This window comes from Flavobacterium undicola, assembly GCF_009909155.2.
GTDB classification, from domain to species: domain Bacteria; phylum Bacteroidota; class Bacteroidia; order Flavobacteriales; family Flavobacteriaceae; genus Flavobacterium; species Flavobacterium undicola.
Genome location: NZ_JAAAPM020000004.1, coordinates 22,389 through 44,378, shown reverse-complemented (window position 1 = coordinate 44,378; position 21,990 = coordinate 22,389). Strand labels below are relative to the sequence as shown.

20 protein-coding genes are annotated in these 21,990 nt (G+C 33.8%); 8 read left to right on the top strand and 12 right to left on the bottom strand.

Annotated features, from left to right (window positions below):
• Nucleotides 1–81: 81 nt before the first annotated feature.
• Together GTZ96_RS03500 and GTZ96_RS03495 are read right to left on the bottom strand one after the other, a co-directional pair.
• The gene (locus GTZ96_RS03500; protein WP_161641209.1) at nucleotides 82–396 is read right to left on the bottom strand and encodes an HPF/RaiA family ribosome-associated protein; all 315 of its coding nucleotides are present in this window, start codon (nucleotides 394–396) and stop codon (nucleotides 82–84) included.
• A 175-nt stretch (nucleotides 397–571) separates the two neighbouring features.
• Complete coding sequence (locus GTZ96_RS03495; protein WP_161641208.1) at nucleotides 572–1,039, bottom strand: hypothetical protein; 468 nt, start codon at nucleotides 1,037–1,039, stop codon at nucleotides 572–574.
• Between the two features lie 84 nt (nucleotides 1,040–1,123).
• Here GTZ96_RS03495 and GTZ96_RS03490 point away from each other — a divergent pair, with 84 nt between their 5' ends.
• The 3 genes from GTZ96_RS03490 to GTZ96_RS03480 all read left to right on the top strand — a co-directional run bounded on the left by GTZ96_RS03490 (nucleotide 1,124) and on the right by GTZ96_RS03480 (nucleotide 4,149).
• A complete protein-coding gene (locus tag GTZ96_RS03490) occupies nucleotides 1,124–1,330 on the top strand; it encodes a helix-turn-helix domain-containing protein (RefSeq protein WP_161641207.1) in 207 nt (68 codons plus the stop codon).
• Between the two features lie 66 nt (nucleotides 1,331–1,396).
• Nucleotides 1,397–2,785, top strand: a complete 1,389-nt coding sequence (locus GTZ96_RS03485) for an McrB family protein (protein WP_161641206.1) — start codon at nucleotides 1,397–1,399, stop codon at nucleotides 2,783–2,785.
• On the top strand, nucleotides 2,782–4,149 hold the full coding sequence (locus tag GTZ96_RS03480) for an McrC family protein (protein ID WP_161641205.1): 1,368 nt from the start codon (nucleotides 2,782–2,784) through the stop codon (nucleotides 4,147–4,149). The genes GTZ96_RS03485 and GTZ96_RS03480 overlap by 4 nt, the downstream gene beginning before the upstream one ends.
• Nucleotides 4,150–4,163: 14 nt before the next feature.
• Here the strand turns inward: GTZ96_RS03480 and GTZ96_RS03475 are convergent, their stop codons facing one another.
• Entirely contained in the window at nucleotides 4,164–4,400 is a 237-nt protein-coding gene (locus tag GTZ96_RS03475) for a hypothetical protein (RefSeq protein WP_161641204.1), read from the bottom strand.
• Nucleotides 4,401–4,714: 314 nt separating this feature from the next.
• The gene (locus GTZ96_RS03470) at nucleotides 4,715–6,829 is read right to left on the bottom strand and encodes a prolyl oligopeptidase family serine peptidase (protein WP_161641203.1); all 2,115 of its coding nucleotides are present in this window, start codon (nucleotides 6,827–6,829) and stop codon (nucleotides 4,715–4,717) included.
• 231 nt (nucleotides 6,830–7,060) lie between these two features.
• On the opposite strand from GTZ96_RS03470, the gene GTZ96_RS03465 reads away from it, so the two are divergent.
• Nucleotides 7,061–9,079 carry a M13 family metallopeptidase gene (locus GTZ96_RS03465; protein ID WP_207720136.1) on the top strand — a complete coding sequence of 673 codons (2,019 nt, stop codon included), beginning with the start codon at nucleotides 7,061–7,063 and terminating at the stop codon, nucleotides 9,077–9,079.
• A 92-nt stretch (nucleotides 9,080–9,171) separates the two neighbouring features.
• Here GTZ96_RS03465 and GTZ96_RS03460 read toward each other — a convergent pair whose 3' ends face one another.
• Together GTZ96_RS03460 and GTZ96_RS03455 are read right to left on the bottom strand one after the other, a co-directional pair.
• Nucleotides 9,172–11,379, bottom strand: a complete 2,208-nt coding sequence (locus tag GTZ96_RS03460; protein ID WP_161641201.1) for a TonB-dependent receptor — start codon at nucleotides 11,377–11,379, stop codon at nucleotides 9,172–9,174.
• Between the two features lie 262 nt (nucleotides 11,380–11,641).
• Entirely contained in the window at nucleotides 11,642–11,992 is a 351-nt protein-coding gene (locus GTZ96_RS03455) for a hypothetical protein (protein ID WP_181033133.1), read from the bottom strand.
• Nucleotides 11,993–12,160: 168 nt separating this feature from the next.
• Here GTZ96_RS03455 and GTZ96_RS03450 point away from each other — a divergent pair, with 168 nt between their 5' ends.
• From GTZ96_RS03450 to GTZ96_RS03440, 3 genes are all read left to right on the top strand, one after another.
• Nucleotides 12,161–12,727: a hypothetical protein gene (locus GTZ96_RS03450; protein WP_161641200.1), complete on the top strand. Its 567-nt coding sequence runs from the start codon at nucleotides 12,161–12,163 to the stop codon at nucleotides 12,725–12,727.
• Between the two features lie 77 nt (nucleotides 12,728–12,804).
• The gene (locus GTZ96_RS03445) at nucleotides 12,805–13,407 is read left to right on the top strand and encodes a hypothetical protein (RefSeq protein WP_161641199.1); all 603 of its coding nucleotides are present in this window, start codon (nucleotides 12,805–12,807) and stop codon (nucleotides 13,405–13,407) included.
• A 133-nt stretch (nucleotides 13,408–13,540) separates the two neighbouring features.
• Complete coding sequence (locus GTZ96_RS03440; protein WP_161641198.1) at nucleotides 13,541–13,990, top strand: DUF4262 domain-containing protein; 450 nt, start codon at nucleotides 13,541–13,543, stop codon at nucleotides 13,988–13,990.
• Nucleotides 13,991–14,127: 137 nt separating this feature from the next.
• Here the strand turns inward: GTZ96_RS03440 and GTZ96_RS03435 are convergent, their stop codons facing one another.
• From GTZ96_RS03435 to GTZ96_RS03425, 3 genes are all read right to left on the bottom strand, one after another.
• Nucleotides 14,128–15,123, bottom strand: coding sequence for an aspartate-semialdehyde dehydrogenase (locus GTZ96_RS03435; protein WP_161641197.1), 996 nt, complete (start codon nucleotides 15,121–15,123; stop codon nucleotides 14,128–14,130).
• 162 nt (nucleotides 15,124–15,285) lie between these two features.
• On the bottom strand, nucleotides 15,286–15,705 hold the full coding sequence (mscL, locus tag GTZ96_RS03430; RefSeq protein ID WP_161641196.1) for a large conductance mechanosensitive channel protein MscL: 420 nt from the start codon (nucleotides 15,703–15,705) through the stop codon (nucleotides 15,286–15,288).
• 89 nt (nucleotides 15,706–15,794) lie between these two features.
• Complete coding sequence (locus tag GTZ96_RS03425; protein WP_161641195.1) at nucleotides 15,795–18,239, bottom strand: bifunctional UDP-N-acetylmuramoyl-tripeptide:D-alanyl-D-alanine ligase/alanine racemase; 2,445 nt, start codon at nucleotides 18,237–18,239, stop codon at nucleotides 15,795–15,797.
• Between the two features lie 172 nt (nucleotides 18,240–18,411).
• Between GTZ96_RS03425 and GTZ96_RS03420 the strand changes: the two genes are divergently transcribed.
• A complete protein-coding gene (locus GTZ96_RS03420) occupies nucleotides 18,412–19,020 on the top strand; it encodes a hypothetical protein (protein ID WP_161641194.1) in 609 nt (202 codons plus the stop codon).
• On the opposite strand, the gene GTZ96_RS03415 is transcribed toward GTZ96_RS03420, so the two are convergent.
• From GTZ96_RS03415 to GTZ96_RS03405, 3 genes are all read right to left on the bottom strand, one after another.
• Nucleotides 19,015–19,740, bottom strand: coding sequence for a porin family protein (locus GTZ96_RS03415; protein WP_161641366.1), 726 nt, complete (start codon nucleotides 19,738–19,740; stop codon nucleotides 19,015–19,017). The two genes, GTZ96_RS03420 and GTZ96_RS03415, sit on opposite strands and share 6 nt — an antisense overlap.
• A 177-nt stretch (nucleotides 19,741–19,917) precedes the next feature.
• Nucleotides 19,918–21,096, bottom strand: coding sequence for a mannonate dehydratase (uxuA, locus tag GTZ96_RS03410; protein WP_317168875.1), 1,179 nt, complete (start codon nucleotides 21,094–21,096; stop codon nucleotides 19,918–19,920).
• Between the two features lie 30 nt (nucleotides 21,097–21,126).
• Nucleotides 21,127–21,966, bottom strand: coding sequence for an SDR family oxidoreductase (locus GTZ96_RS03405; RefSeq protein ID WP_161641192.1), 840 nt, complete (start codon nucleotides 21,964–21,966; stop codon nucleotides 21,127–21,129).
• Between the last annotated feature and the right edge of the window lie 24 nt (nucleotides 21,967–21,990).

The following is a 21,990-nucleotide window of genomic DNA, read 5'->3' as shown; positions in this document are numbered from 1 at the left end:
TACTAAAATTTCAGCATAAAAAAAGACAGTTACTATTTAAAAAGTAACTGTCTTTTGTATTTAATCCTTAACTGAATTTATTTAAAAGGCTTTTTGTTTTTCAAACGTAGTAGCCAGGGTTTTCTTGATTTTATCCAGCGCACCTCTAAATGCTTTCTCTACACTATCGGCATGTTCCGTAACTACAATAGGCTGCAATTTTGCAGGACGCACTTCAATTAAACAACGCTTGTCGTTAACTCCAAATTTGGCACTGTTCTCATCCCCTACATGTACTTCAATACGGGTAATTTTTTCTTCAAAACGGGCTAATGCTGTTTCTAATTCTGCAGAAAAATAAGCTTCTGCTCTCTCGTGACCTTCTACGTTTTTGTCTGTATTAAATTGGATTTTCATAGTCTGCTTTATTTATAATTATTTCCCTAAATTAACCAACAACAAACCAAAAAACGAATGAATTAGTAAAACATTATGATTATAATTTATGCAAAAACTTGTCATGCTAGACCATTTGACAAAGAAACTCCCCATTATTGTCTTCCTGACGAAGGAAGGAACTCCGCAATACCTTTCAATGAATCTCTTCAGCGTAAATACTATTAAAGTAATTTTCAAAAGCTACACAAAGTAGGTCTTTATCAAGTTCAAATAATTCCTTTTTAATATCCCAATCTTTTATATATTCTTCGTCTTTATCACAGATTTCTTCTCCTTGAAGTTTTCTCGTTAAGATATCACTGAGTAAAATACTATCACAAGAATGATATTTCGGATAATACTTTTCGATGAATGCCCAATAATCAAATTTGTTTTCCTCCTCTTTTTCATTATTAATTTTATCTTCGAATTCATTAATTACCTCAAATTCTAGTCGACCCATCGATTCTGCAATACCCTTATAAAAAGCACTTCTTTCTGCTTTAGTCTCAAAAACAAAAACTTTAAAATTGACACTTTTTTCACAATCATTAAAAGCTTCATTATTATGATACTTCTTTACTTGTTCCTTTCCGAAAATTATTTTAGTGTGATAGCTCATCTAATTTATAATATTTATCAAATATAAAAAAACCGGACTATACTCCGTTGTATTATAGGCAACATTTTTCAATTTTTGTTAATTATGGATATCAAGCAAAAATTCGGATTAAAAATCAAAGAACTCAGAAAAGCAAAAGGACTCTCTCAAGAAAAGCTTGCTCATCTTGCAGATATTGACAGAACTTATTTACCAACTATTGAAAAGGGAGAAAGAAATGTTTCCATTGAAGTGGTTGAAAAGTTAGCAAAAGCACTTGATGTGAAAATTAAAGATTTATTCGATGAATAGAGCTTATTATTCACATTCAATTGTATAGTCTAGACTATAATAATAACAAATACTTAAAACAAAAAAATGATTATAGATAACATTAGACAATTTATAAAGGAAAAAGCTGAACAATTTGGTGCCAAAGTCGAAAATGAATTTAACAAACCGTACATAGAGCGCAATAACACCAAACAAGAAGCATTAAAAGATAACGGTGCATATTTTGGTTTTATTCATCCTGAGGAAGATCCTTCAGGACCATTTCATGATTTTTCATTAACTATTTTCCCCAACGAAATTAATAAACCATGGTTAATTTGTTTAGGCATTGGCTCAAGCGGTTTTAAAAATGACTATGAATTAGCAACTTATCCAGGACTTAGAAGATTGTTTTCAAACTTAATTAACGAAAGAGGTTTTTATAAGTCTGATTTTTCAGATATTGAAACAAGTTTACCAAAAACAATAACTGGAAATAGTGATTTGCAACATATAAAAAACACTATAAAAACGTACAGTAAAGTATTACCTGTTTGTCAAATAGTAGACAATCCCGAAAGCAAAGAAGGTAAGAAAATAATTGCAGCTTTTGTTGCGGGTTATGCAAAATTAAGAGAATGGCCATCAAACAAAGAACATAGAAAAGCAATTACCGAAGCCCTTGAACCTTTTTTGAAAAAAGAGGAAATTGATGAAGCTGAAGAAATCGAAAATTTACTCAACGAAAGAAGATTCATTGTGCTTCAAGGTCCTCCTGGTACAGGAAAGACAAGAACAGCTAAATTAGTATCAGCTAAAATAAAAGCAAAAACATTTTTTACACAATTTCACGCTGAGACAAGTTTCTCTGATTTCATTTATGGAATTAGACCAGATGTAAAAAGCAAAGAACTTAGTTATATCGAGAATCTAGGAAGTTTTGTAGAAGCTTTAAAATATGCCATGGAGCATAAAACAGAGAAAACTGTTTTAATAATTGACGAAATAAACAGAGCTAATTTATCAAATGTTTTGGGGCCAATATTTTATCTATTCGAACACAAGATGGAAGATTCTGATATTGAAATAGAAATTTATCCTGGCTTTAAGATTAATCAACTTCCACAGAATTTTAATGTAATCGCCACAATGAACACTGCAGACAGAAGTTTAGCCGTTGTAGACTTTGCTTTAAGAAGAAGATTTGCATGGTACACTTTAAAACCAAAACAAATTAATTCGAAACAATTTTACAAAGAAGATTTTAGCAGAATACAAGAAATATTTGATTGGTATGCAACAAGTAATGAACTTTCATTACAACCAGGACAAGGTTATTTCATTTCATCATCGGATGAAGAAATGAATAATAGAATCAAGTATGAAATATTTCCATTAATAAAGGAATATCTACAAGAAGGTCTAGTTACAAATGCCAAAGAAGAGTTCAATAATTATTTCACAACTAGAATTAATCAATCACTTTTTGAATGAGTAAGCCATTAGACGTTTTTTGTGAAATACCTTGCTTAACAGAAAAATCAATTTTGTTAAGTGGCTTCGCTTTGCGAAAGAAATGGTTTACAAAAGCAGATAAGCGATATTTAGGTCAATATTTACAAAAATTTATCGATTACAATTCAAATAATTTCAGTTTTTTAGGTGTTCAGCCATTCATTATTGGCACAGACCAAAACACTTCTTTGGCTTTCCGTACTTCAGAATTTATCGGAACCATTCCTTTAAGAGCGTCAGATACAGGTAAACAAATTGGCGATTTTGTTGTAATGCCCAGATTTACTGGACGGGATAGGTTTGAAGACTATATCGAAATTCTTAATCTTTTAGGAACCGAAATTAGCCCTCAAGTAATAGACAGTCTACCATTAGCTTCAGGGGAAAATTTCCGCCCTCCATTATATTTAGAAGCTTTAAAATTCATTGATTCTCTTGAAGAATTAATTAAAACTCCTTGGAGAAAATTTGACAATATTGAAAAGATAACTTCTCAACCAACAGGCCAAGTAAATTGGAATAAATATATAAATGAAGAGTATAAAATCGAAAATCGGTTAAAATTCCCAATAAGAAAAAACATTCTAAGTGAGTTCCATAAAGAATATTCTGAAATTCGTTATGTTTTTGACTTATGCAAATTGGAACTTTTATCATCAAATACACCGCAAAGAATAAAAAGTTCAATCAGAACTAAGTTAGCATTTATTGATGAAAAACTCTATTTACACAAACCTATTTCAACAAATAATATCGTTATAAAATCAGCTGACATTCTAAAAGTTAAGAATTGCAAAAACCAAGCTAATCGGATATTAAATTTCAATTTCACAGACAGTACTGCATGGAGAGTTGACTTTTCTGATGTTTTCGAGAAGTTTGTTCAATATATTTTCAAAGAAATTTCAAAAGAAACTGGAGGACATTTATTTTCAAATTATAAATTTCATTCTAAAACTTCTAATCGATATTCTTGGGAATTAAAACATATTGAACCAGATGCTATTTACCAAAAAGACAAGCTTATTATATTTATTGATGCTAAATACAAATCGAACCTTTACAACAAATTTGACAAAAGCGAAAATTTAAAAGATGACCACCGACATGATTTACATCAAATTATGGCATATTCATCATTTAGCAAAACTGATATTAAATATGGATTCTTATGTTATCCTTCAGATAAAGTCGAAATAAAAAAAATCAGCTACAAGAACAATATTAACCAATCAACAAATAACATTTTCATATTTGGCATCCCTCTTAAGAAAGAGCACATTTTTGATGTGAAAAAAATTTTAATATCTGAACTAAATAAAATCGAAACTATTAACAATTAATTACTAGACTAGTATTAATAAATTTTACAATTAATTTCGAAATATAAATTCTGGAATTCCACTTCAAGTTCTTCCAAAGAATATTTATTTTTTTCATCAAAATTTATTTTTTCGTTAATATCAAAGTAATAATAATTATTTCCCTTTTTATAAATTAACCATGTACTAGTTAACACTCCTCTTCTTTTAGTTATTTCAAAACCCGAAGTTCCTTCTTCACTAAGTTTCTGAGCAATTTCTTTTATCTTCATAATTTAAAAATTAGATTAAACAAAATCTATCTAATAAAATTACAATTAACAAACCAATTGGCCCGCCTACAATTGGCCGCTTCGTTTTTTAGTTTTCAACAAAATAAAAACATAAAAAAACCGCCACTCGAGGCTTTAGCCGAACTGGCTGAAAGCAATCTCTCGACTGACGGTGTGAAATGTTGTTATAAAAAAAGTACTTTCTAAATAGCCCCGATTGAAGTGGCATCCTCTTGTGGAGCTTGCGGAACAAGAGATATAACGGAAAGCGGGACAAAACGTTATTAAAAACGGTCTCGTTCTGCTCCTAGAAATTATTTCGGTAATTGGGTAATTCCCATGTTGAACAACGTAAAAGCCTGAATATCGACATTTTCCTGTATGGTTGCCGCGACTGATTTTCCGGCACCGTGACCGGCTTTGACATCGATTCGGATTAAAACCGGATTAAAACCGGATTGTTTGGATTGCAATTCGGCGGCAAATTTAAAACTGTGTGCCGGCACTACTCTATCGTCATGATCGCCCGTGGTAACCAGGGTTGCGGGATATTGCACTCCGTTTTTAATAGTATGCAATGGCGAATAGCCCTTGAGATATTCAAACATTTCTTTGCTATCCTGAGCGGTTCCATAATCGTAAGCCCAACCCGCACCTGCGGTAAAAGTATGGTAACGCAACATATCCAAAACGCCAACTGCGGGCAAAGCCACCTTAGCCAAATCAGGGCGCTGCGTCATTACGGCTCCTACCAGCAAACCGCCATTTGAACCTCCGCGGATGGCCAGAAAATTAGAAGAGGTATATTTTTCGGCAATTAGGTATTCGGCTGCGGCAATGAAATCGTCAAAAACGTTTTGCTTTTGCAACTTGGTTCCTGCATCATGCCATTCTTTTCCGTATTCACCACCACCACGTAAATTAGGCACTGCCAATATGCCTCCGTTTTCCAACCACACCGCATTAGCAATACTAAAACTAGGCGTCAGACTAATATTGAATCCGCCGTAACCGTACAAAATAGTTGGATTTTTGCCGTTTAATTGCAATCCTTTTTTATGGGTAATGAGCATCGGAATTCGGGTTCCATCTTTCGAAGTGTAGAATACTTGTTTGGATTCGTACTCTTCTGTTTTAAATTCGGCTTTTGATTTTTGATACACTGTTGATTTTCCCGAATGCGGTTCAAAAGCACAAATAGTTGCCGGCGTAATATAATTGGTAAACGAATAATAGACCATTTTGTCTTTCTTCTTTCCGCTAAAACCATCCGCCGAGCCTAATCCCGGAAGCTGAATTTCGCGCAATACTTTTCCTGAATAATCATATTGTTTCACCACCGAAACTGCATCTTTCATATAATGTGCAAAAATGTATCCGCTGCAAGTGGCAGGTTCTAAAACCTGAGTGGTTTCGGCAATTAAATCTTTCCAGTTTTCCGGCGTTGGATTATTGACATCTACTGTTACAATTCGCTTGTTGGGCGCATTCCTGTCGGTCACTATGAACAACTGATTTCCATCATTATCCATAACGGTATTGTCGCTATTAAAATCAGCCACAATAGTCACGATGGGACTTTCCGGCGTTGACAAATCCTGAATGTACAACTCATTTCCATAGGTTGAAGTAGCCGCAGTAATGACCAAAAAGCGATCATCTTCAGTAACGCTGCCGCCAACATAGCGTCGTTTTTGGTCTTCGCCAAAGATGATTTTGTCTTCTTTTTGGGCAGTTCCCAGTTTATGGAAATACAATTTATGTTGGTCGGTTTTAGCCGATAATTCGCTGCCTTTAGGTTTTTCATAACTGGAATAATAAAATCCTTCATTTCTCTTCCAGGACAAGCCGCTGAATTTTACATCAACCAAAGTATCCCCTAAAACTTCCTTAGTCAGAGCATCCATAATGATTACTTTTCGCCAATCGCTGCCACCTTCGGAAATGGAATAGGCTAATTTTGAACCATCTTTAGAAAAGGCAAATTCTCCTAACGATGTCGTTCCATCCTTAGAAAAAGTATTCGGATCCAGAAAAACACTTTCTTTGCCCGCAACATCTTTACGGTACAAAACCGACTGATTTTGCAAACCATTGTTTTTGAAATAATAGGTAAAATTAGCTTCTATAAAAGGCGCTCCTGTTTTTTCATAATTCCACAGTTTTTCCAGTCTTTCTTTCAGTTGATTTCGAAACGGAATTTGGTCTAGATAGACATTCGTAACTTTATTTTCAGCCTTTACCCAGGCAGCAGTTTCAGCCGAACGGTCGTCTTCGAGCCAGCGATAGGGATCTTTGACTTTTGTTCCAAAATAATCATCTACCGTTGCATCTTTTCTGGTTTCCGGATATAAAATGGCTTTTGAAGTCTGGGCAAATGATGTCATTATAGAGCTGATAATTGTGGTTATGATAATTGTTTTTCGCATAGTAATGGAACTATTGATTTAGACAAAAATAGAAAAATAGTTTGCGTCCTTATGAAAAGAGAAAGTCTTAATTCTAGTTTTTCTTTTGAAGAAGATTTGTATTACAACTTCAACCAAGCCCCATTATTACTAAAATACTGAATTATAGCTAATTTTAAACAAAAACTATCACCACAATGAATAAGAAGCTTCTCGATTTTAATTATATTTGGTAATCTAAATATGACAATCATGAAAATCAAATTTTCGTTTCTATTGGTAACTCTGTTCTTGCTTCTAGCCTGTGACAAAAAAACAGCGTTGCTTTCCGGAGTTATTCTAAAAAACATGGATACATTGATAAAACCCGGTGATAATTTTGAAGCCTATGTCAACGGAACTTGGATAAAAAAAACTCAAATACCTGCAGACAAAGCTTCTTACGGAACAGCTATAATCCTTAATAATAAAGCGCAAGAAGACATAAAAAAGATTATCGAAAATTCCTCAAAAGGCGATTTTACGAATGGTTCAAATGAACAAAAAATTGGAGACTTTTACGAAGCCTTCATGAATAACAAGACAAGAGACCAAAAAGGAATTACACCATTGATTCCCGAATTCAAAAAAATAGATGCCATTGCCAACTATACTGATTTAGCTGCTTATTTTGGTTATGCCAATAAATCCGGTAACCAAATCCCTTTTATCGTGGGAGTTGAAAAAGACTTTAAAAAACCAACTCAATATATGCTTTATACCTGGCAGAGTGGCATAGGCTTACCCGAAAGAGAATACTATTTTCTTAAAGATAGTAAATCAGAGGAAATCCGCAAGAAATACGTAAGTCATATTGAAAAAATGCTTCATCTGGGTGGTGTAAAAAACGTAACTGTACTTGCCTCAAAAATCATGACTTTAGAAACCGCTTTGGCTTCGAAACACATGAAAAAAGAACAAACCCGAAATATGGTCAAACTTTATAACAAATACAATATAAAAGATTTAAACCAACTGATGCCTGATTTTGACTGGACCTCAATGTTAAAAAATGCAAATATCACTAACCAAAAAACCATTGTAGTTACACAAGTAGACTACATCAAATCGCTCAACAGCATCATAAAAACAACCCCATTGGAAACATGGAAAGCCTACTTAAAATGGAGTGTCATTCACGGAGCTGCTAGATCCTTAAACCTTGCTTTAGCAGACGAAAATTTTAACTTTTACGGCAAAACTCTTTCTGGCATCGAAAAACAACAACCGTTATGGAGAAGAGGCGTTGATAATGTAAACAAAAACCTTGGCGAAATTGTAGGCAAAGTATATATTGAAAAACACTTCTCCCCTGAAGCCAAAGAACACATAACAATAATTGTTAAAAATCTTCTTAAGGCATATGGAGAGAGTATTCAAAATTTAGATTGGATGAGTTCTAAAACTAAAAAACAGGCTTTAGAAAAATTATCTAAATTCACTATAAAAATTGGATATCCTGACAAATGGAGAGATTATTCCACTTTAAAAGTCATTAAAGGAGACCTCTATGGCAATATACAAAGAGCCAACATCTTTGAATACAACAGACAAATAAACAAATTAGGAAAAGCTGTTGATAGAACGGAGTGGGATATGACTCCACAAACTGTAAATGCATATTACGAACCATCTCTTAATGAAATTGTATTTCCAGCAGCCATTTTACAACCTCCTTTCTTTGACATGTCAGTCGAAGATGCCTTAAACTATGGTGGAATCGGCGCTATAATTGGACATGAAATAGGACATGGTTTTGATGACCAAGGAAGTACTTTTGATGGGGACGGCATGATGCGCAACTGGTGGACACAAAAAGATTTAAATTCCTTCAAACAAAAAACAAGAGCTTTAGTAGCTCAATACAATGAGTTCAAAGTATTTCCTGATCTGAATGTGAATGGAGAATTTACCCAAGGCGAAAACATAGGAGATTTGGGAGGTCTATCAATTGCTTTAAAAGCCTACAAATTGAGCCTCGACAACAAAGAGTCTCCCATATTAGATGGATTTACAGGAGAACAAAGAGTTTTTATTGGTTATGGACAAAGTTGGTTAGGCAAAACTCGTGAAGAAGTATTGAGAAGGCAAGTGGCAAGTGACCCACATTCTCCACAAAAGTTCAGAATCAATGGAGTGGTAAGAAACATTCCTGAATTTTATACCGCTTTCAATATAAAACCTTCTGATTCCTTGTATTTAGCTCCTGAAAAAAGAGTTAAAATATGGTAATAATGTGTTTCGTTAAAAGACTAAACTAAAAAACAAAAACGCTACTCTTTCGAATAGCGTTTTTGTTTTATTATTTTGCCAAAGCGAGAGGCTTACAAATTAAAATTCACTCCCAGAACAATATTTCGTCCAATATTTGGAATTCCATCGTTTTTTAATCTCGAAAGATGGGCAATGTATTTTTTATCGAATAAGTTATTCCCGTTCAAATTAACATTAAACGCCGTTTTTCCCCATTTTACTTTTCCTCCAAAACCTAAGTTCATCAAAGTATAACCGTTTGAACTCGTTTCGAAACCGCTTACATTGTCCTGATTGAAAGTAGTATTAACATTCAAAGTGGCGAATCCTTCTTCGAACCAGTTTTTAATTTTGAATTCGGTTCTAATAGTATTGTTCCAATTGTTAGCCGGAATTAAAGGTAAATATTCGCCGTTTTGCTTTTTACCAGTAACCGTTTCAAAACTGGTTTCGTAATGCAACCAATCCAACGGATGCGGGTGAAAATGCAAGCCTACTTCGCCTCCATACAATTTGGCGTTGTTCTGAATGTATTCGAAAACATCATTGTCTTCTAACTGCGTTCCTGTAGGCGAAGTATAAATATAATTATTGATGTGATTGTAAAATCCGTTTACGAAAAACTCAAAATGTGTGTTCCCGTATTCCAAATTCAAATCGGTTTGCAGGTTTTGTTCGGTTTTTAAATCGCTGTTTCCTATTTCGTAACGATTGGTGCCTTCATGAACACCATTCGAACTTAATTCGGCTAAATTGGGTGCTCTAAAACCGGAAGCCACATTCAATCGCATCGTTAAATTATCAGCCAGATTGGTTTTGTAACCCAAAGAAGCATTAAAACTATCAAAAGATTTATCGATTGATTCAAAAGAACCTTCTTCGCCAGCAATTCCATGAGCTATAGTAGTAATTTTTCGGTTATCAAATCGCAATCCTCCTTGAATTACGTTGCTTTTCCATTCGTAATTAGCCGTTCCAAAAACACCAAAATCATTCGTAGAAGCATCAGGAATTAAATATTCTTCACCAAAATTAGTATTGGTCTGATGCATTCCCTGAATTCCAAATATGGATTCCAGATTTCCTATTTTTGGTAAATAATATTTTGCATCATAATTGAAAGTCTTTAATTTCATTTGCAAAATAGCCTCATTGCTGTCTTCAAATTCGCTTCTATCATTAGCAATATATCCTAAATCGACGTCCAGTTTAGAGTTTTTTAAATAAATCACCGAGTTCCAACTCAACAAATGATTATCCACTCCCTGTCTTGGAAAAATAGTGTTTTTACTTTTAGACTGCTCTGCTATTCCTTCTTCGGGAATTCCTAAATCCAATTTATTGAAATTGTATCGTAAAACCGTAGAAAAAGCAGCGTTGCTATATCCAATTCCGGTTTTGAAATCGGTTTCATTATAACGGCTATTGGTTACACGATCTCCACCTGAAATTTGGTAATCCGAATGTGTATTGTAACTTCCTCGAGCTAAAAATTTCCAGTTCTCCGTTGACGTTTTTACTCCCAGACTGGAATTACTTCCCAGAGTATTCGAGAATAATTTTTGACTAAAATCGGCTTTTAAAGTATGGGCTTCGGCAAATTTTTCGGGGTTAAAATACAAAACACCACCCAATGCATCCGAACCATACAACAAAGAAGCAGGTCCTTTAATTACTTCGACACTTTCCACACCAGCGCCATTTAATCCTAAACCATGCTCGTCACCAAATTGCTGATTTTCTATTCTAACGCCTTGCGAATACACTAAAACCCTATTGCCGCTCAATCCCCGAATTACGGGTTTACCAATAGAAGTTCCCGTAGAAACCTGAGAAACTCCCGGAATGGTTGCCAATCCTTCAATAAGGGTTGCCGTTCCTTTTTTCTCTAAATCACGCATACTGGCGTGCTCGACTTTCATCACGTTTTGAGATTGAATTTTGCTGAAAGCAGTAGAAACAATTACCTCATCCATTTCAAAAGTCGATGTGATCATTTGAATATTTAAGGTGTTTGTCTTCTGTAATTTATCGATAGCCTGATTCTGGCTGGCATAACCTACATATTCAAAACGGAGTTTTAATGTTCCATTGGGAAGATTTTTTAAAGTGTATTTCCCACTGGCATCGGTTATGGTTCCTTTATGTAATTCCGGGACATAAACCGAAACGCCTATTAAAGGCTGTTTTGTATTGTCAGTGACAATTCCTGAAACTGCATTTTGAGCCTGCAACATAGCTGAAAACCCCAAGAATAGGGCAATTATATATTTTTTCATTGAAAATGATTGTATTGTTTACTTTCCCATATTTGATGTAAAACAGGAGAAAGTGAAATTAGAATAAAGACACTTAACACAATTTGTTAGTGAGCTAAAAAAGAATTACACTATTTACTTTTTAGATTTATCTGAATAGAAAACATTATTCTTTTAAACCATTAAGAAATTTAGATGCATTAAGAATTAAAACTAAATTCCCTTAACTTCTTAATGGTGAAATTGAAATATTTTAATGATAAGCTAAAAAAGTAAAGTGGTATTAAACAATACTCACAGGAGGACCCCGGTGTGCATACAAACTTCCCGAGAAAGGAATAATCTCTTTTTGTTCTTTACTGAAAAAAGGGATTGCCCTAAAATCAGAAAAGAAATGGTAACTTATAAATTTGGGATAAAGACAACTTCCAAATGCAAATTGGCAAATGGCACAATGCTCAAATGTCTTGTGCTGGTGAGTGAGTTCGGCCTTATTCTGTGTATGATTGTGAACACAGAATTTATGCGAAAGTTGTTTTTCTAAATGCTCATAACTATGAAAAGACTGAAACAGTATTGAGAACAATACCGCCGCTGCCAAAGTAAAACTATATAGGAGCTGTTTTCTTTTCATTGGTTGCAAAGTTAAGCTGTGTAATTAAGAAATCCTAATGCGTTCAATTGCCTTAACAACTATATAACTTTTTAAAAATTTGTAAGAATATTTTAATATATTTGAATTAAAATATTGTGTAACGTTTGTCACACATATATAAAAGTTAGCAGTAATAGCTCAAAATTTATGAAAAAACTAATCCCGATGGGAATGCATGCAATTGGAGTAACAATAGATCCTAAGAATTCAGACATTCCACTTAACGTTAAGCAAAATATATCTGAATACAATATTCAAGAAATACGAGGTTGGACGATTGACAAACTAAATGAAATTGAAGAAGCAATTAATCAATTAATAATTCTTTATTTTAAACCGGAAAAAGAAGCAGAATTCAGGAGTATAATATTGAATTCTTCTATTATAAATTCCGGAGCGAAAGCTAAAATCTTAAACAATCTTCCAGAGTTCGATAATAAATTGATTAACAATTTCCAACGCATTGTCTCAATCAGAAATGCATTTGCACATAGCGCAATGACCAATAATGCAGTTGTAAAAATAGAAAACGTGGGAGGCGAAATAAAATTTGAAGTTGAAAGTCTAACTTCTCATTTAGAGGTAATGAATTCTAGCGGACAACTTAAAACAAATAGTGTAAAAGATTTGGTTGAAGAATATTCTAAACGTTCAGATGAAATTGTTGATTCTCTCAATCAAATAATTAGAAAAACTGCAGATAATAACGGCTAACCCGATCACTCGAATATAAACAAACGTTAGCGCAGAATTACATTCTGTGCCCATAACAGTGAGTAAAAAAATAAAGCATGAAAAAAATTCTTCTCCTTCTTATCTTCTTTATTATTATTTCATGTTCCAATGATAGTAACGAAAATTACTCTGACTGCATTAATAGTGCTAAATTAAATAATGAATTTATGTACCAATGTAAAACTTATAAAACAGAAGCCGGCAGAATGAATATAAATTATACAACCCAATTTCAAACTACATCCTGCATGTTAGAATTGGTTAATTCAGAATATAGCGATTTCATTTTTAAAGAAGGAGACAAAAATATTAATGCTGTAAATATTTGGCTTTCTATTCCCTCTTCATATTATTCTTTAAAAAAATTACCTGAAGGCACTTATCTACACAGGGAAAATAATGATGACCCTTCAACATTAGATATTGTGACTTTGTTTAGTGTCGCTAAAAATGCTAGTCTTTATTCTCCTAATGGAAATTCAAGTTTATTTTATTCTGATCTTATAATTTCACAACCAGAAAATTTTGAAGCAGCCGAAGTCACAATCGATAAATTACCCAGTGGAGAATATGAAATTAATTACTATTTTGATGCTAAAGGCAAAATAATAAAAGGTCACTTCAAAGGATTTCTTTCTTTCACAAGTTCGTGGAACTAATTCATAATCTCGTAAGTGCCTTGATAGGGTAGATTTGTAATCCGTGCCCACTAAGATAAGATTACTACACCCGCTACTCAATCGTCCCGTTTGTGCTCACAAAAAGAAGAAAAACCAAATATTAAAAACCAAAATGAACGAAGATAAAAAAGAAAAATATTTTAAAATGGTTCATAAGAACATAGATGAAAATGGATTTCATACGACTTATGTAATGGAAAACATAGGATTTACTCCTTTTGGTTATTCAACTGGAATTTACAAAAATTTTAAAATTCCTGAATTATTTATATCCGGATTACCTAACGGTTTAACTACAGAATTAATTGAAAATTACACCAAAAAATATAAGTTCGGAATAATACCTATCAACCAAAAAATTGATGATTTAATTGATAGATTCCCTGTTTATTTTATTGAAGTTAAAAATGAATCTCTAACAGAATATGTCTTAAGTTCAATAAAATATTATGACAATAAAGAATACAAATACTTGCAATTAATATTTCCAGGCTTAAATGGCCATTTCCCAAATGAGCCTGGTTATGATTACGACCAAAAAATTTTTGGAAGCCTAATCTAAAAACTTTTTTCGCTCCGGCACCAAATAAAATTCGACACCTACAAAACCGTTTGCGTAGTTTTTTAATTAATCTAAACATCACCCATAAAAAAAGCTTCTCGATTGAGAAGCTTTCTGTTTATAAAAAGTATTTAGTATTATACTAAGTTGTTAGCCACTAAATATTCAGCAATTTGAATTGTGTTTGTAGCAGCTCCTTTTCTTAGGTTATCAGCAACAACCCACATGTTTAGAGTGTTTGGTTGAGACTCATCTCTTCTTAATCTACCTACGAATACTTCGTTTTTACCTTGAGCAAAAAGAGGCATTGGGTATTCAAACTCTTTCAAGTTATCCTGAACAATTACTCCGTCAGTATTTTCAAGGATGCTTCTTACTTCGTTGATATCAAAATCATTTGAGAACTCTACATTGATTGCCTCACTATGTCCACCTACGATAGGCACACGAACAGCAGTAGCAGTAACTGCAATAGTATTATCACTTAAGATTTTTTTAGTTTCGCGAACTAATTTCATCTCTTCTTTAGTGTATCCGTTTTCTTCAAAAACATCACATTGAGGAATTGCATTACGGTGGATTTGGTATTTGTAAGCCATCTCTCCGTCAATTCCAGCATACTCGTTTTCTAATTGTTTTACCGCTTTTACACCAGTTCCAGTGATCGATTGGTAAGTAGAAACGATAACTCTCTTAACGTTGTATTTTTTATGCAAAGGCGCTAAAGCCAAAACCATTTGAATAGTAGAACAGTTTGGGTTAGCAATAATTTTATCTTCTTTTGTTAATTCGCCGGCGTTGATTTCAGGAACTACTAATTTTTTAGTAGGATCCATTCTCCAAGCTGAAGAGTTATCAATTACCGTAGTTCCAGCTGCAGCAAATTTTGGTGCCCATTCTAATGAAGTATCTCCACCTGCAGAGAATAAAGCAATTTCTGGTTTCATATCCACAGCAGTAGCTAATCCTACCACTTTGTATGTTTTACCTTGAAATTCCATTTCTTTCCCTACTGATCTCTCAGAAGCTACAAGGATTAATTCGTCATTAGCAGTAACAAAATTTCTTTCTGCCAATACTTGTAACATTACTTCTCCAACCATTCCGGTTGCACCTACAACTGCTATTTTCATAGTATATTTTTATTATTGAATATTAAATTTGAACTGCAAAAGTAATTAATATTGAACCCAAAACAATGACGTTCACAAAAAGTAACAAAAAGTTATAAATATAACATAAAAGAAAAACCACCCGTTTGCGGATGGTTTAGTTGAACATATAGTGAAGCGGTATTACTTTTTCAATAAATCTCTAATTTGAGTAAGCAATTCTTCTTGAGTTGGCCCGGCTGGTGCAGCAGGAGCAGCAACTTCTTCTTTCTTTTTAGCCTTCTCAGCAGCCCTCAAAACCACAAAGATAAAAAAGGAAATGATTACGAAATTGATAATCGCCTGTACTAAGTTACCATAAGTAATTACAGCAGCTCCAGCTGTTTTTGCAGCAGCTAAATCAGGATAACTGTTTCCGTCTAAAGTGATAAATTTTGTTGTAAAATCAACCCCACCTGTTATTAGACCAACAATTGGCATAATGACATCGTCTACAGCTGAACCAACAATTTTACCAAATGCACCACCTATTACAACGGCAGTTGCTAAACTCAATACGTCACCTTTCATTAGAGAGGCTTTAAAATCACTGAAAAATCCCATATTTGTTTGTTTTTAAATTAGACTTCTTTACGATTCTTAAAATTAACATTTTTTTTAACAAGAATAACAATTCAAAGCTAAAAAATACATTAGCGATAAAACACCCGTTTCACTCGCTGAGAAATACTCGTTAGTATTTCATACGGAATGGTATTTAACTTTTCGGCAATAAAAGAAACATTTGGATTTTCGCCAAAAATAATCACATCATCACCTTCGGCACAATCAATTTCGGTTACATCCACCATCAACATATCCATACAAACACTTCCTAAAATAGCAGCATTTTTTCCATTAACCATCACATAGCCTACACCATTACCCCAGGCTCTTGAAATTCCATCGGCATAACCAATAGGAATTGTAGCGACTTTAGTTTGTTTTTTGGCCATAAATCTTCGCCCATAACCCACGCTTTCTCCTGCGCCAATAGTTCTAATTTGCGAAATAATAGATTTCAACGTACCTACATTCTCTAAATACTTCTGTTCATTGGCATCATTAGAAACCCCATAAAGTCCAATCCCTAAACGCACCATATCAAATTGTGCCTCTTGAAAATTGCTTATTCCCGAAGTATTCAAAATGTGACGAATGGGTTTTATATCTAATTCAGAAATTATCTTAGAAGACAATCTATCGAACAACTGAATTTGCGAAAGCGCAAAATCATAATATTTTACATCATCGCTGGTAGCCATATGCGACAAAATACTTTGAACTTTTACTGTTGAATTTCCTTTTAAAGTCGAAATCAACTCTTCAATCGTATTTTCTTCAAAACCCAGACGGTGCATTCCCGTATCGAGTTTAATATGAATAGGGAAATGTTGCAGATTCTTTTGCTTTGCAATTTTAAGAAAGGCGTGCAATCCTTTCAAACTATAAATTTCAGGTTCCAAACGATGTTGAATAATTGCAGAGAAACTCGTACTTTCAGGATTCAACACCATAATAGGCAATTTGATTCCACCATTTTTCAACGAAATTCCTTCATCGGCAAAAGCCACACCCAAATAATCCACTTTGTGATGTTCTAACAATTTGGCAATTTCGAGTCCGCCATTTCCATAGCCAAAAGCTTTGACCATCACCATGATTTTCACCTTGGGCTTCAATTTCGATTTAAAGAAATTCAGGTTGTAACTAATGGCATTCAGGTTAATTTCCAAAACCGTTTCATGTGTTTTCTCTTCTAACAAAGCCACGATTTCCTCAAATTGAAACGAACGCGCTCCTTTTATCAAAATACTTTCATTGGAGAAATCCAGTTTTTCAAAATTCGAAATAAAATCGGCTGTCGTTTTAAACGTGATACAATTCGAAAATTGATCTTTAAACTCCGAGATGGTTTCTCCAATTCCGATAACACGATTAATTTTGTTCGAAACAATTAACTGCGCCACTTTAGCATACAATTGCTCATTAGGAAAACCACTTTGAAAAATATCTGAAAGGATTACCGTTTTCTTTTGAAACTGGTTCTGACTTTCCAAAACATCCAAGGCAATCTTCAAAGACTGAAAATCCGAACTGTAACTATCATCAATAATACTGCAATTATTAATTCCGTTTTTTACTTCTAAACGCATTTCGACAGGAAAAAGCATTTCCATTCGGGATTGGATTACAGCACTTTCATAATCAAAATACAACAACACCATCAAACTGGAAATCGCATTTTCAATCGAAGCCTTATCCACAAAAGGGATTTTCAACTCATAAGAATTCCCTTTGTATTTATAAGACAATGTAGTTTCATGATTGGCAATCTCTTTGCTAAACACAAAAACATCAGCATTCTCTTCTTTAAAACTCCAAGAAAAAGCTTTTGTTTTAGAATTTATATATTTTTCAACCTGACTGTTTTTTTGATAAATCAAAACTTCAGCATCTTGAAACAACAGCATTTTTTGTTGGATTTTTTCTTCTAAATCAGCAAAACCTTCGTCATGAGAAGAACCAATATTGGTCAAAACACCAATGGTAGGTTTTATGATTTTCTCTAATTTATCCATTTCAGCAACGGTAGAAATTCCCGCTTCAAAAATGCCCAGATTGTGTTTCTCATTAATGGCAATTACCGACAAGGGAACACCTACTTGGGAATTGTAACTTTTAGGACTTCGAATCACATTATAATCCGGACTCAACAGGAAATTAAGCCACTCTTTGACAATGGTTTTTCCGTTGCTCCCCGTTAAACCAATAATAGGAAAATGAAAAAGACTGCGGTAATAGGCCGCAAATTGTTGCAAGCCAACTAAGGTATTTTTGACAACCAGAAAATTAGCCTGATTGTTACATTCTTCCGGAATATGAGTCACAACAAAATTTTGTACCCCAATAGCAATTAAATCTTTAATGTAATGATGCGCATCATTATTAGGTCCTACCAAAGCAAAAAACAGCGTATGTTCACTATTTTGTAACGAACGGCTATCAATCGAAATATTATCTATTGTTGCTTCGGGATTGATTCCAAACCATTTTGCATCAAGGATTGGAATACTATTTTTTATTATTATACTCATCGAATGGAAAGAAGTTAAGACAAACTATACTTCATCAAAAATAAGACTTCTTTTGAAACTGAAGCCTTGTATAAGAATTTAAAAGAATGTTAAATATAATTCAATCTTTTAATTTAGAAAAAGACTTTTTACCAGATTCGCTATATTTGTGAGTCTAAGTTATTTTTAAAAAATGCAACAAAGAATCTTTCCTTTTTTTTCCTATCTTTTTCATCCGGTATTCATTCCGATATACGCTACTCTTTTTTATCTTTTTTCAAACCATTCTTATTTTGTAAATAACGAAAAATACCTTGTCTTACTTCAGGTAAGCATCATCACATTTTTAATACCGATTATGTTCTTTTTCCTGTTGCGATTAACTGGAAAAATTACTTCTGTCATGGTCCCCGAATTATCGGAACGAAAATTTCCTTTGGTTATCCAATGTTTTCTACTTATTCTTTTGGTTCGAAAAAGCATTACTCTAGACCGTTATCCCGAATTACATTTTTTCTTATTAGGCGCTTTAATTAGTACGCTCATTGCTCTCATTCTTTTATTTGCAAACAAAAAAGCAAGCTTGCACATGATGGGATTAAGTGCTTTGACTTTTTTTGTCTTTGGCTTGAGCCTGCATCATAATACGCAAAATATCGCTCTAATCGTTTTCCTGGTTTTAATGAATGGCTTTGTCGCCTCATCAAGATTAATCATGAAAGCGCACACGCCTAAAGAATTGATTTTTGGAGTACTTTTAGGAAGTATTCCACAAATACTTTTACTATTTGTATGGTTATAAAATATAGAAAATCAAGCCTACACTAACTGCCTTCATATTGATCTTTTTACCGTCAATCTCAGCCGATTTAAAAAGGGGATTCAAACCGTAATAAGCATAGACATTTAATGTATTATATCCTGCCGAAAGATAAAGACCATAAAGAAATTTGTTAAAATCGGCATTATTAGTAATCACTATTTTTCCCTGATCATCTTGTAGAACCGATTTACTATAAACTAAATAACTAAATTTCATTCCGCCATAAATTCTCCAAAATTTATAACTCTCATAAGTAGATGTTCTCCATCTGAATTCCAGAGGGACATCGACTAATAACTGTGTAAATTTATTTTTATCGAAATTAGATTGGGAACCCAAAACAGTATAAATTGCGTCTTGAGCGGTTCCGCTAATTCCTATATTTTGATTGTAATTATTATAACTAACACCTAAACCCGTAGCAAAAGCTTTGGTTCTGGTTTTATTAATAGGCATATCTCTAAGAAAACCTCCTGAAATCCCAATTGAGAATTTTTGTTGAGAAGCATCTTCTGGCATTTGTTGTAAAGTATTATAATTGAACCCAAAATAAAACTGATCTTCTCTATATAGAGAATCTATTTTTACTTCGAATACTTCTTTAGGTTTTGTTCCCTGTGCAAACACACTAAAAAAAGACAGCAATAGCAAAACACTAAAAAATATTTTTCCTCTAAATTGATTTTGAAGTAGATTCATTGTTCGCTGTTTTCTTTTAAATTGCACTATTAATACTTTTTTCAACCATTAAGAAATTAAGATTCATTGAGTCTAAATCCACTTAATTTCTTAATGGTAAAATTAGTTGTTTTAGAATATATCTATTAAACTATTTAAACAAAAAAGGAGCAAAAAAATTGCTCCTTTTCATATTATTTAATTTTGATTTCCTCTAATTCCTCTTTCAAGACCTCTTAACTCAGCAAGACCTCTTAATCGACCAATAGCAGAATAACCCGGATTCATTTTCTTGTCTAAATCGTCAAGCATCTGGTGACCGTGGTCAGGACGCATTGGCAATCTATAATCCGGACGACCATTAGTAATACGTTTTTGTTGTTCTTCCACAATTGCTTTCATCACTCCGTACATATCTACATCGCCATCTAAATGATCTGCTTCGTAGAAATTACCTTCTGCATCACGTTTAGTAGCTCTTAGGTGAATAAAGTTAATACGGTGACCTAATCGTTGTACCATACCTACTAAATCGTTATCTTCTCTTACACCGTAAGAACCGGTACAAAAACACAAACCATTACTTTTGCTATCCACAACTTCAATCAGTTGTTTTGCGTCTGCCTCAGTACTTACCACTCTTGGCAAACCTAAAATAGCATAAGGTGGATCATCAGGATGAATAGCCATTACGATTCCTGCTTTTTCAGCTGCCGGAATAATTGCTTTCAAGAATTCGTATAAATTATTTCTCAATTCAGCATCACCAATTTCAGCATAATCATCTAAAGCTACTTGCAATTGCTCTACAGTATAACCTTCTTCAGCACCTGGTAATCCTGCAATAATATTTTTAACCAATAGCTTTTTTTGCTCCTCAGTCATCGCTTCAAAAACGCGAGTCGCTTTAGCTATTTCTTCAGCTGTATAATCGTTTTCAGCACCTTTTCTTTTTAGCAAAAACAATTCGAAAGCTGCAAATTCCATTCGGTCAAAACGCAAGGCTTTAGAACCATCTTCCACTTCAAAAGCCAAATCAGTTCTTGTCCAGTCTAAAACCGGCATGAAATTATAACAAACTGTATCGATTCCACAAGCTCCCAGATTTAGGATACTTTGACAGTAGTTTTCAATGTATTTTTTATAATCTCCTTTTCTGGTTTTAATGTTTTCATGAACAGGAATACTTTCGACAACTGACCAGGTCAATCCAGCCGCTTCAATTTCATCTTTCCTTTTTTGAATCTCTTCCACTGTCCACGCGGTTCCATTTGGAATATGGTGTAATGCAGTTACAATTCCTGTAGCTCCTGCCATTTTAATATGAGAAAGCGGCACAGTATCTTTTGGCCCGTACCATCTCCAAGTTTGTTCTATTCCCATTGTATTTTGATTATGTGTGTGTGTTTAAACTCCTGAATACGCTAAAAATCCACCATCTACAGCAACAACAATTCCTGTTACAAAACGAGAAGCAGGATTACAAAGCCAAAGTAGCGTACTGTCTAAATCATTTGGTTCACCAAATCGTCCCATTGGTGTTTGTGACAGAATTTTATTCCCTCTTTCAGTCAAACTTCCGTCTTCGTTAGTCAATAAAGTTCTGTTTTGTTCGGTTAAGAAAAAACCTGGCGAAAGGGCATTTACTCGGATTCCTTCTTTAGCAAAATAAACCGACAACCATTCTGTTAAATTACTAATAGCCGCTTTAGCAGCGCTGTAGGCAACCACTTTTGTCAAAGGATGAAAAGCACTTACCGAAGAAATATTCAGGATACTACATCCTTCTCTTCCTATCATATCAGCAGCAAAAACCTGAGTTGGCAACAAAGTACCAATAAAATTAAGGTCGAATACAAAACGTAAACCTTCGGTATCTAAACCAAAGAAAGTTTGTAATCCTGTAGTTTTATTTTCTCTGTCAAAAGAAACATCAGCACTAGTTCCTTTTGGGTGATTTCCTCCCGCTCCGTTAATTAGAATATCAACTAATCCTAATTGCTCATTAATTTCCTGATGTGCTTTTCTTAAGCTCGCTTCATCACAAACATCAGCAGAAACGCCTAAGGCTTTTCCACCTGCACTATTAATTTCATCAGCTAATTTCTGTGCTTTTACTAAGTCTCTTCCTAATATGGCAACTTTAGCTCCTTGTTTTGCTAATACGTTTGTAAATCCGGCACCTAATACTCCTGCACCTCCAGTTATTACGACTACTTTATCTTTTAGTCCTGCAATTATATCCATTCTATTTTTTTGTAAGTTTTAGCG

Coding starts and splice junctions, on each gene's coding strand:
- GTZ96_RS03425 (WP_161641195.1), bottom strand. CDS start 18,239: ATGAGTATAATAATAAAAAATAGTATTCCAATCCTTGATGCAAAATGG.
- GTZ96_RS03435 (WP_161641197.1), bottom strand. CDS start 15,123: ATGAAAATAGCAGTTGTAGGTGCAACCGGAATGGTTGGAGAAGTAATG.
- GTZ96_RS03460 (WP_161641201.1), bottom strand. CDS start 11,379: ATGAAAAAATATATAATTGCCCTATTCTTGGGGTTTTCAGCTATGTTG.
- GTZ96_RS03450 (WP_161641200.1), top strand. CDS start 12,161: ATGAAAAAACTAATCCCGATGGGAATGCATGCAATTGGAGTAACAATA.
- GTZ96_RS03500 (WP_161641209.1), bottom strand. CDS start 396: ATGAAAATCCAATTTAATACAGACAAAAACGTAGAAGGTCACGAGAGA.
- GTZ96_RS03495 (WP_161641208.1), bottom strand. CDS start 1,039: ATGAGCTATCACACTAAAATAATTTTCGGAAAGGAACAAGTAAAGAAG.
- GTZ96_RS03475 (WP_161641204.1), bottom strand. CDS start 4,400: ATGAAGATAAAAGAAATTGCTCAGAAACTTAGTGAAGAAGGAACTTCG.
- GTZ96_RS03490 (WP_161641207.1), top strand. CDS start 1,124: ATGGATATCAAGCAAAAATTCGGATTAAAAATCAAAGAACTCAGAAAA.
- GTZ96_RS03445 (WP_161641199.1), top strand. CDS start 12,805: ATGAAAAAAATTCTTCTCCTTCTTATCTTCTTTATTATTATTTCATGT.
- GTZ96_RS03440 (WP_161641198.1), top strand. CDS start 13,541: ATGAACGAAGATAAAAAAGAAAAATATTTTAAAATGGTTCATAAGAAC.
- GTZ96_RS03480 (WP_161641205.1), top strand. CDS start 2,782: ATGAGTAAGCCATTAGACGTTTTTTGTGAAATACCTTGCTTAACAGAA.
- GTZ96_RS03470 (WP_161641203.1), bottom strand. CDS start 6,829: ATGCGAAAAACAATTATCATAACCACAATTATCAGCTCTATAATGACA.
- GTZ96_RS03465 (WP_207720136.1), top strand. CDS start 7,061: ATGAAAATCAAATTTTCGTTTCTATTGGTAACTCTGTTCTTGCTTCTA.
- GTZ96_RS03405 (WP_161641192.1), bottom strand. CDS start 21,966: ATGGATATAATTGCAGGACTAAAAGATAAAGTAGTCGTAATAACTGGA.
- GTZ96_RS03420 (WP_161641194.1), top strand. CDS start 18,412: ATGCAACAAAGAATCTTTCCTTTTTTTTCCTATCTTTTTCATCCGGTA.
- GTZ96_RS03455 (WP_181033133.1), bottom strand. CDS start 11,992: ATGAAAAGAAAACAGCTCCTATATAGTTTTACTTTGGCAGCGGCGGTA.
- GTZ96_RS03415 (WP_161641366.1), bottom strand. CDS start 19,740: ATGAATCTACTTCAAAATCAATTTAGAGGAAAAATATTTTTTAGTGTT.
- GTZ96_RS03485 (WP_161641206.1), top strand. CDS start 1,397: ATGATTATAGATAACATTAGACAATTTATAAAGGAAAAAGCTGAACAA.
- mscL (WP_161641196.1), bottom strand. CDS start 15,705: ATGGGATTTTTCAGTGATTTTAAAGCCTCTCTAATGAAAGGTGACGTA.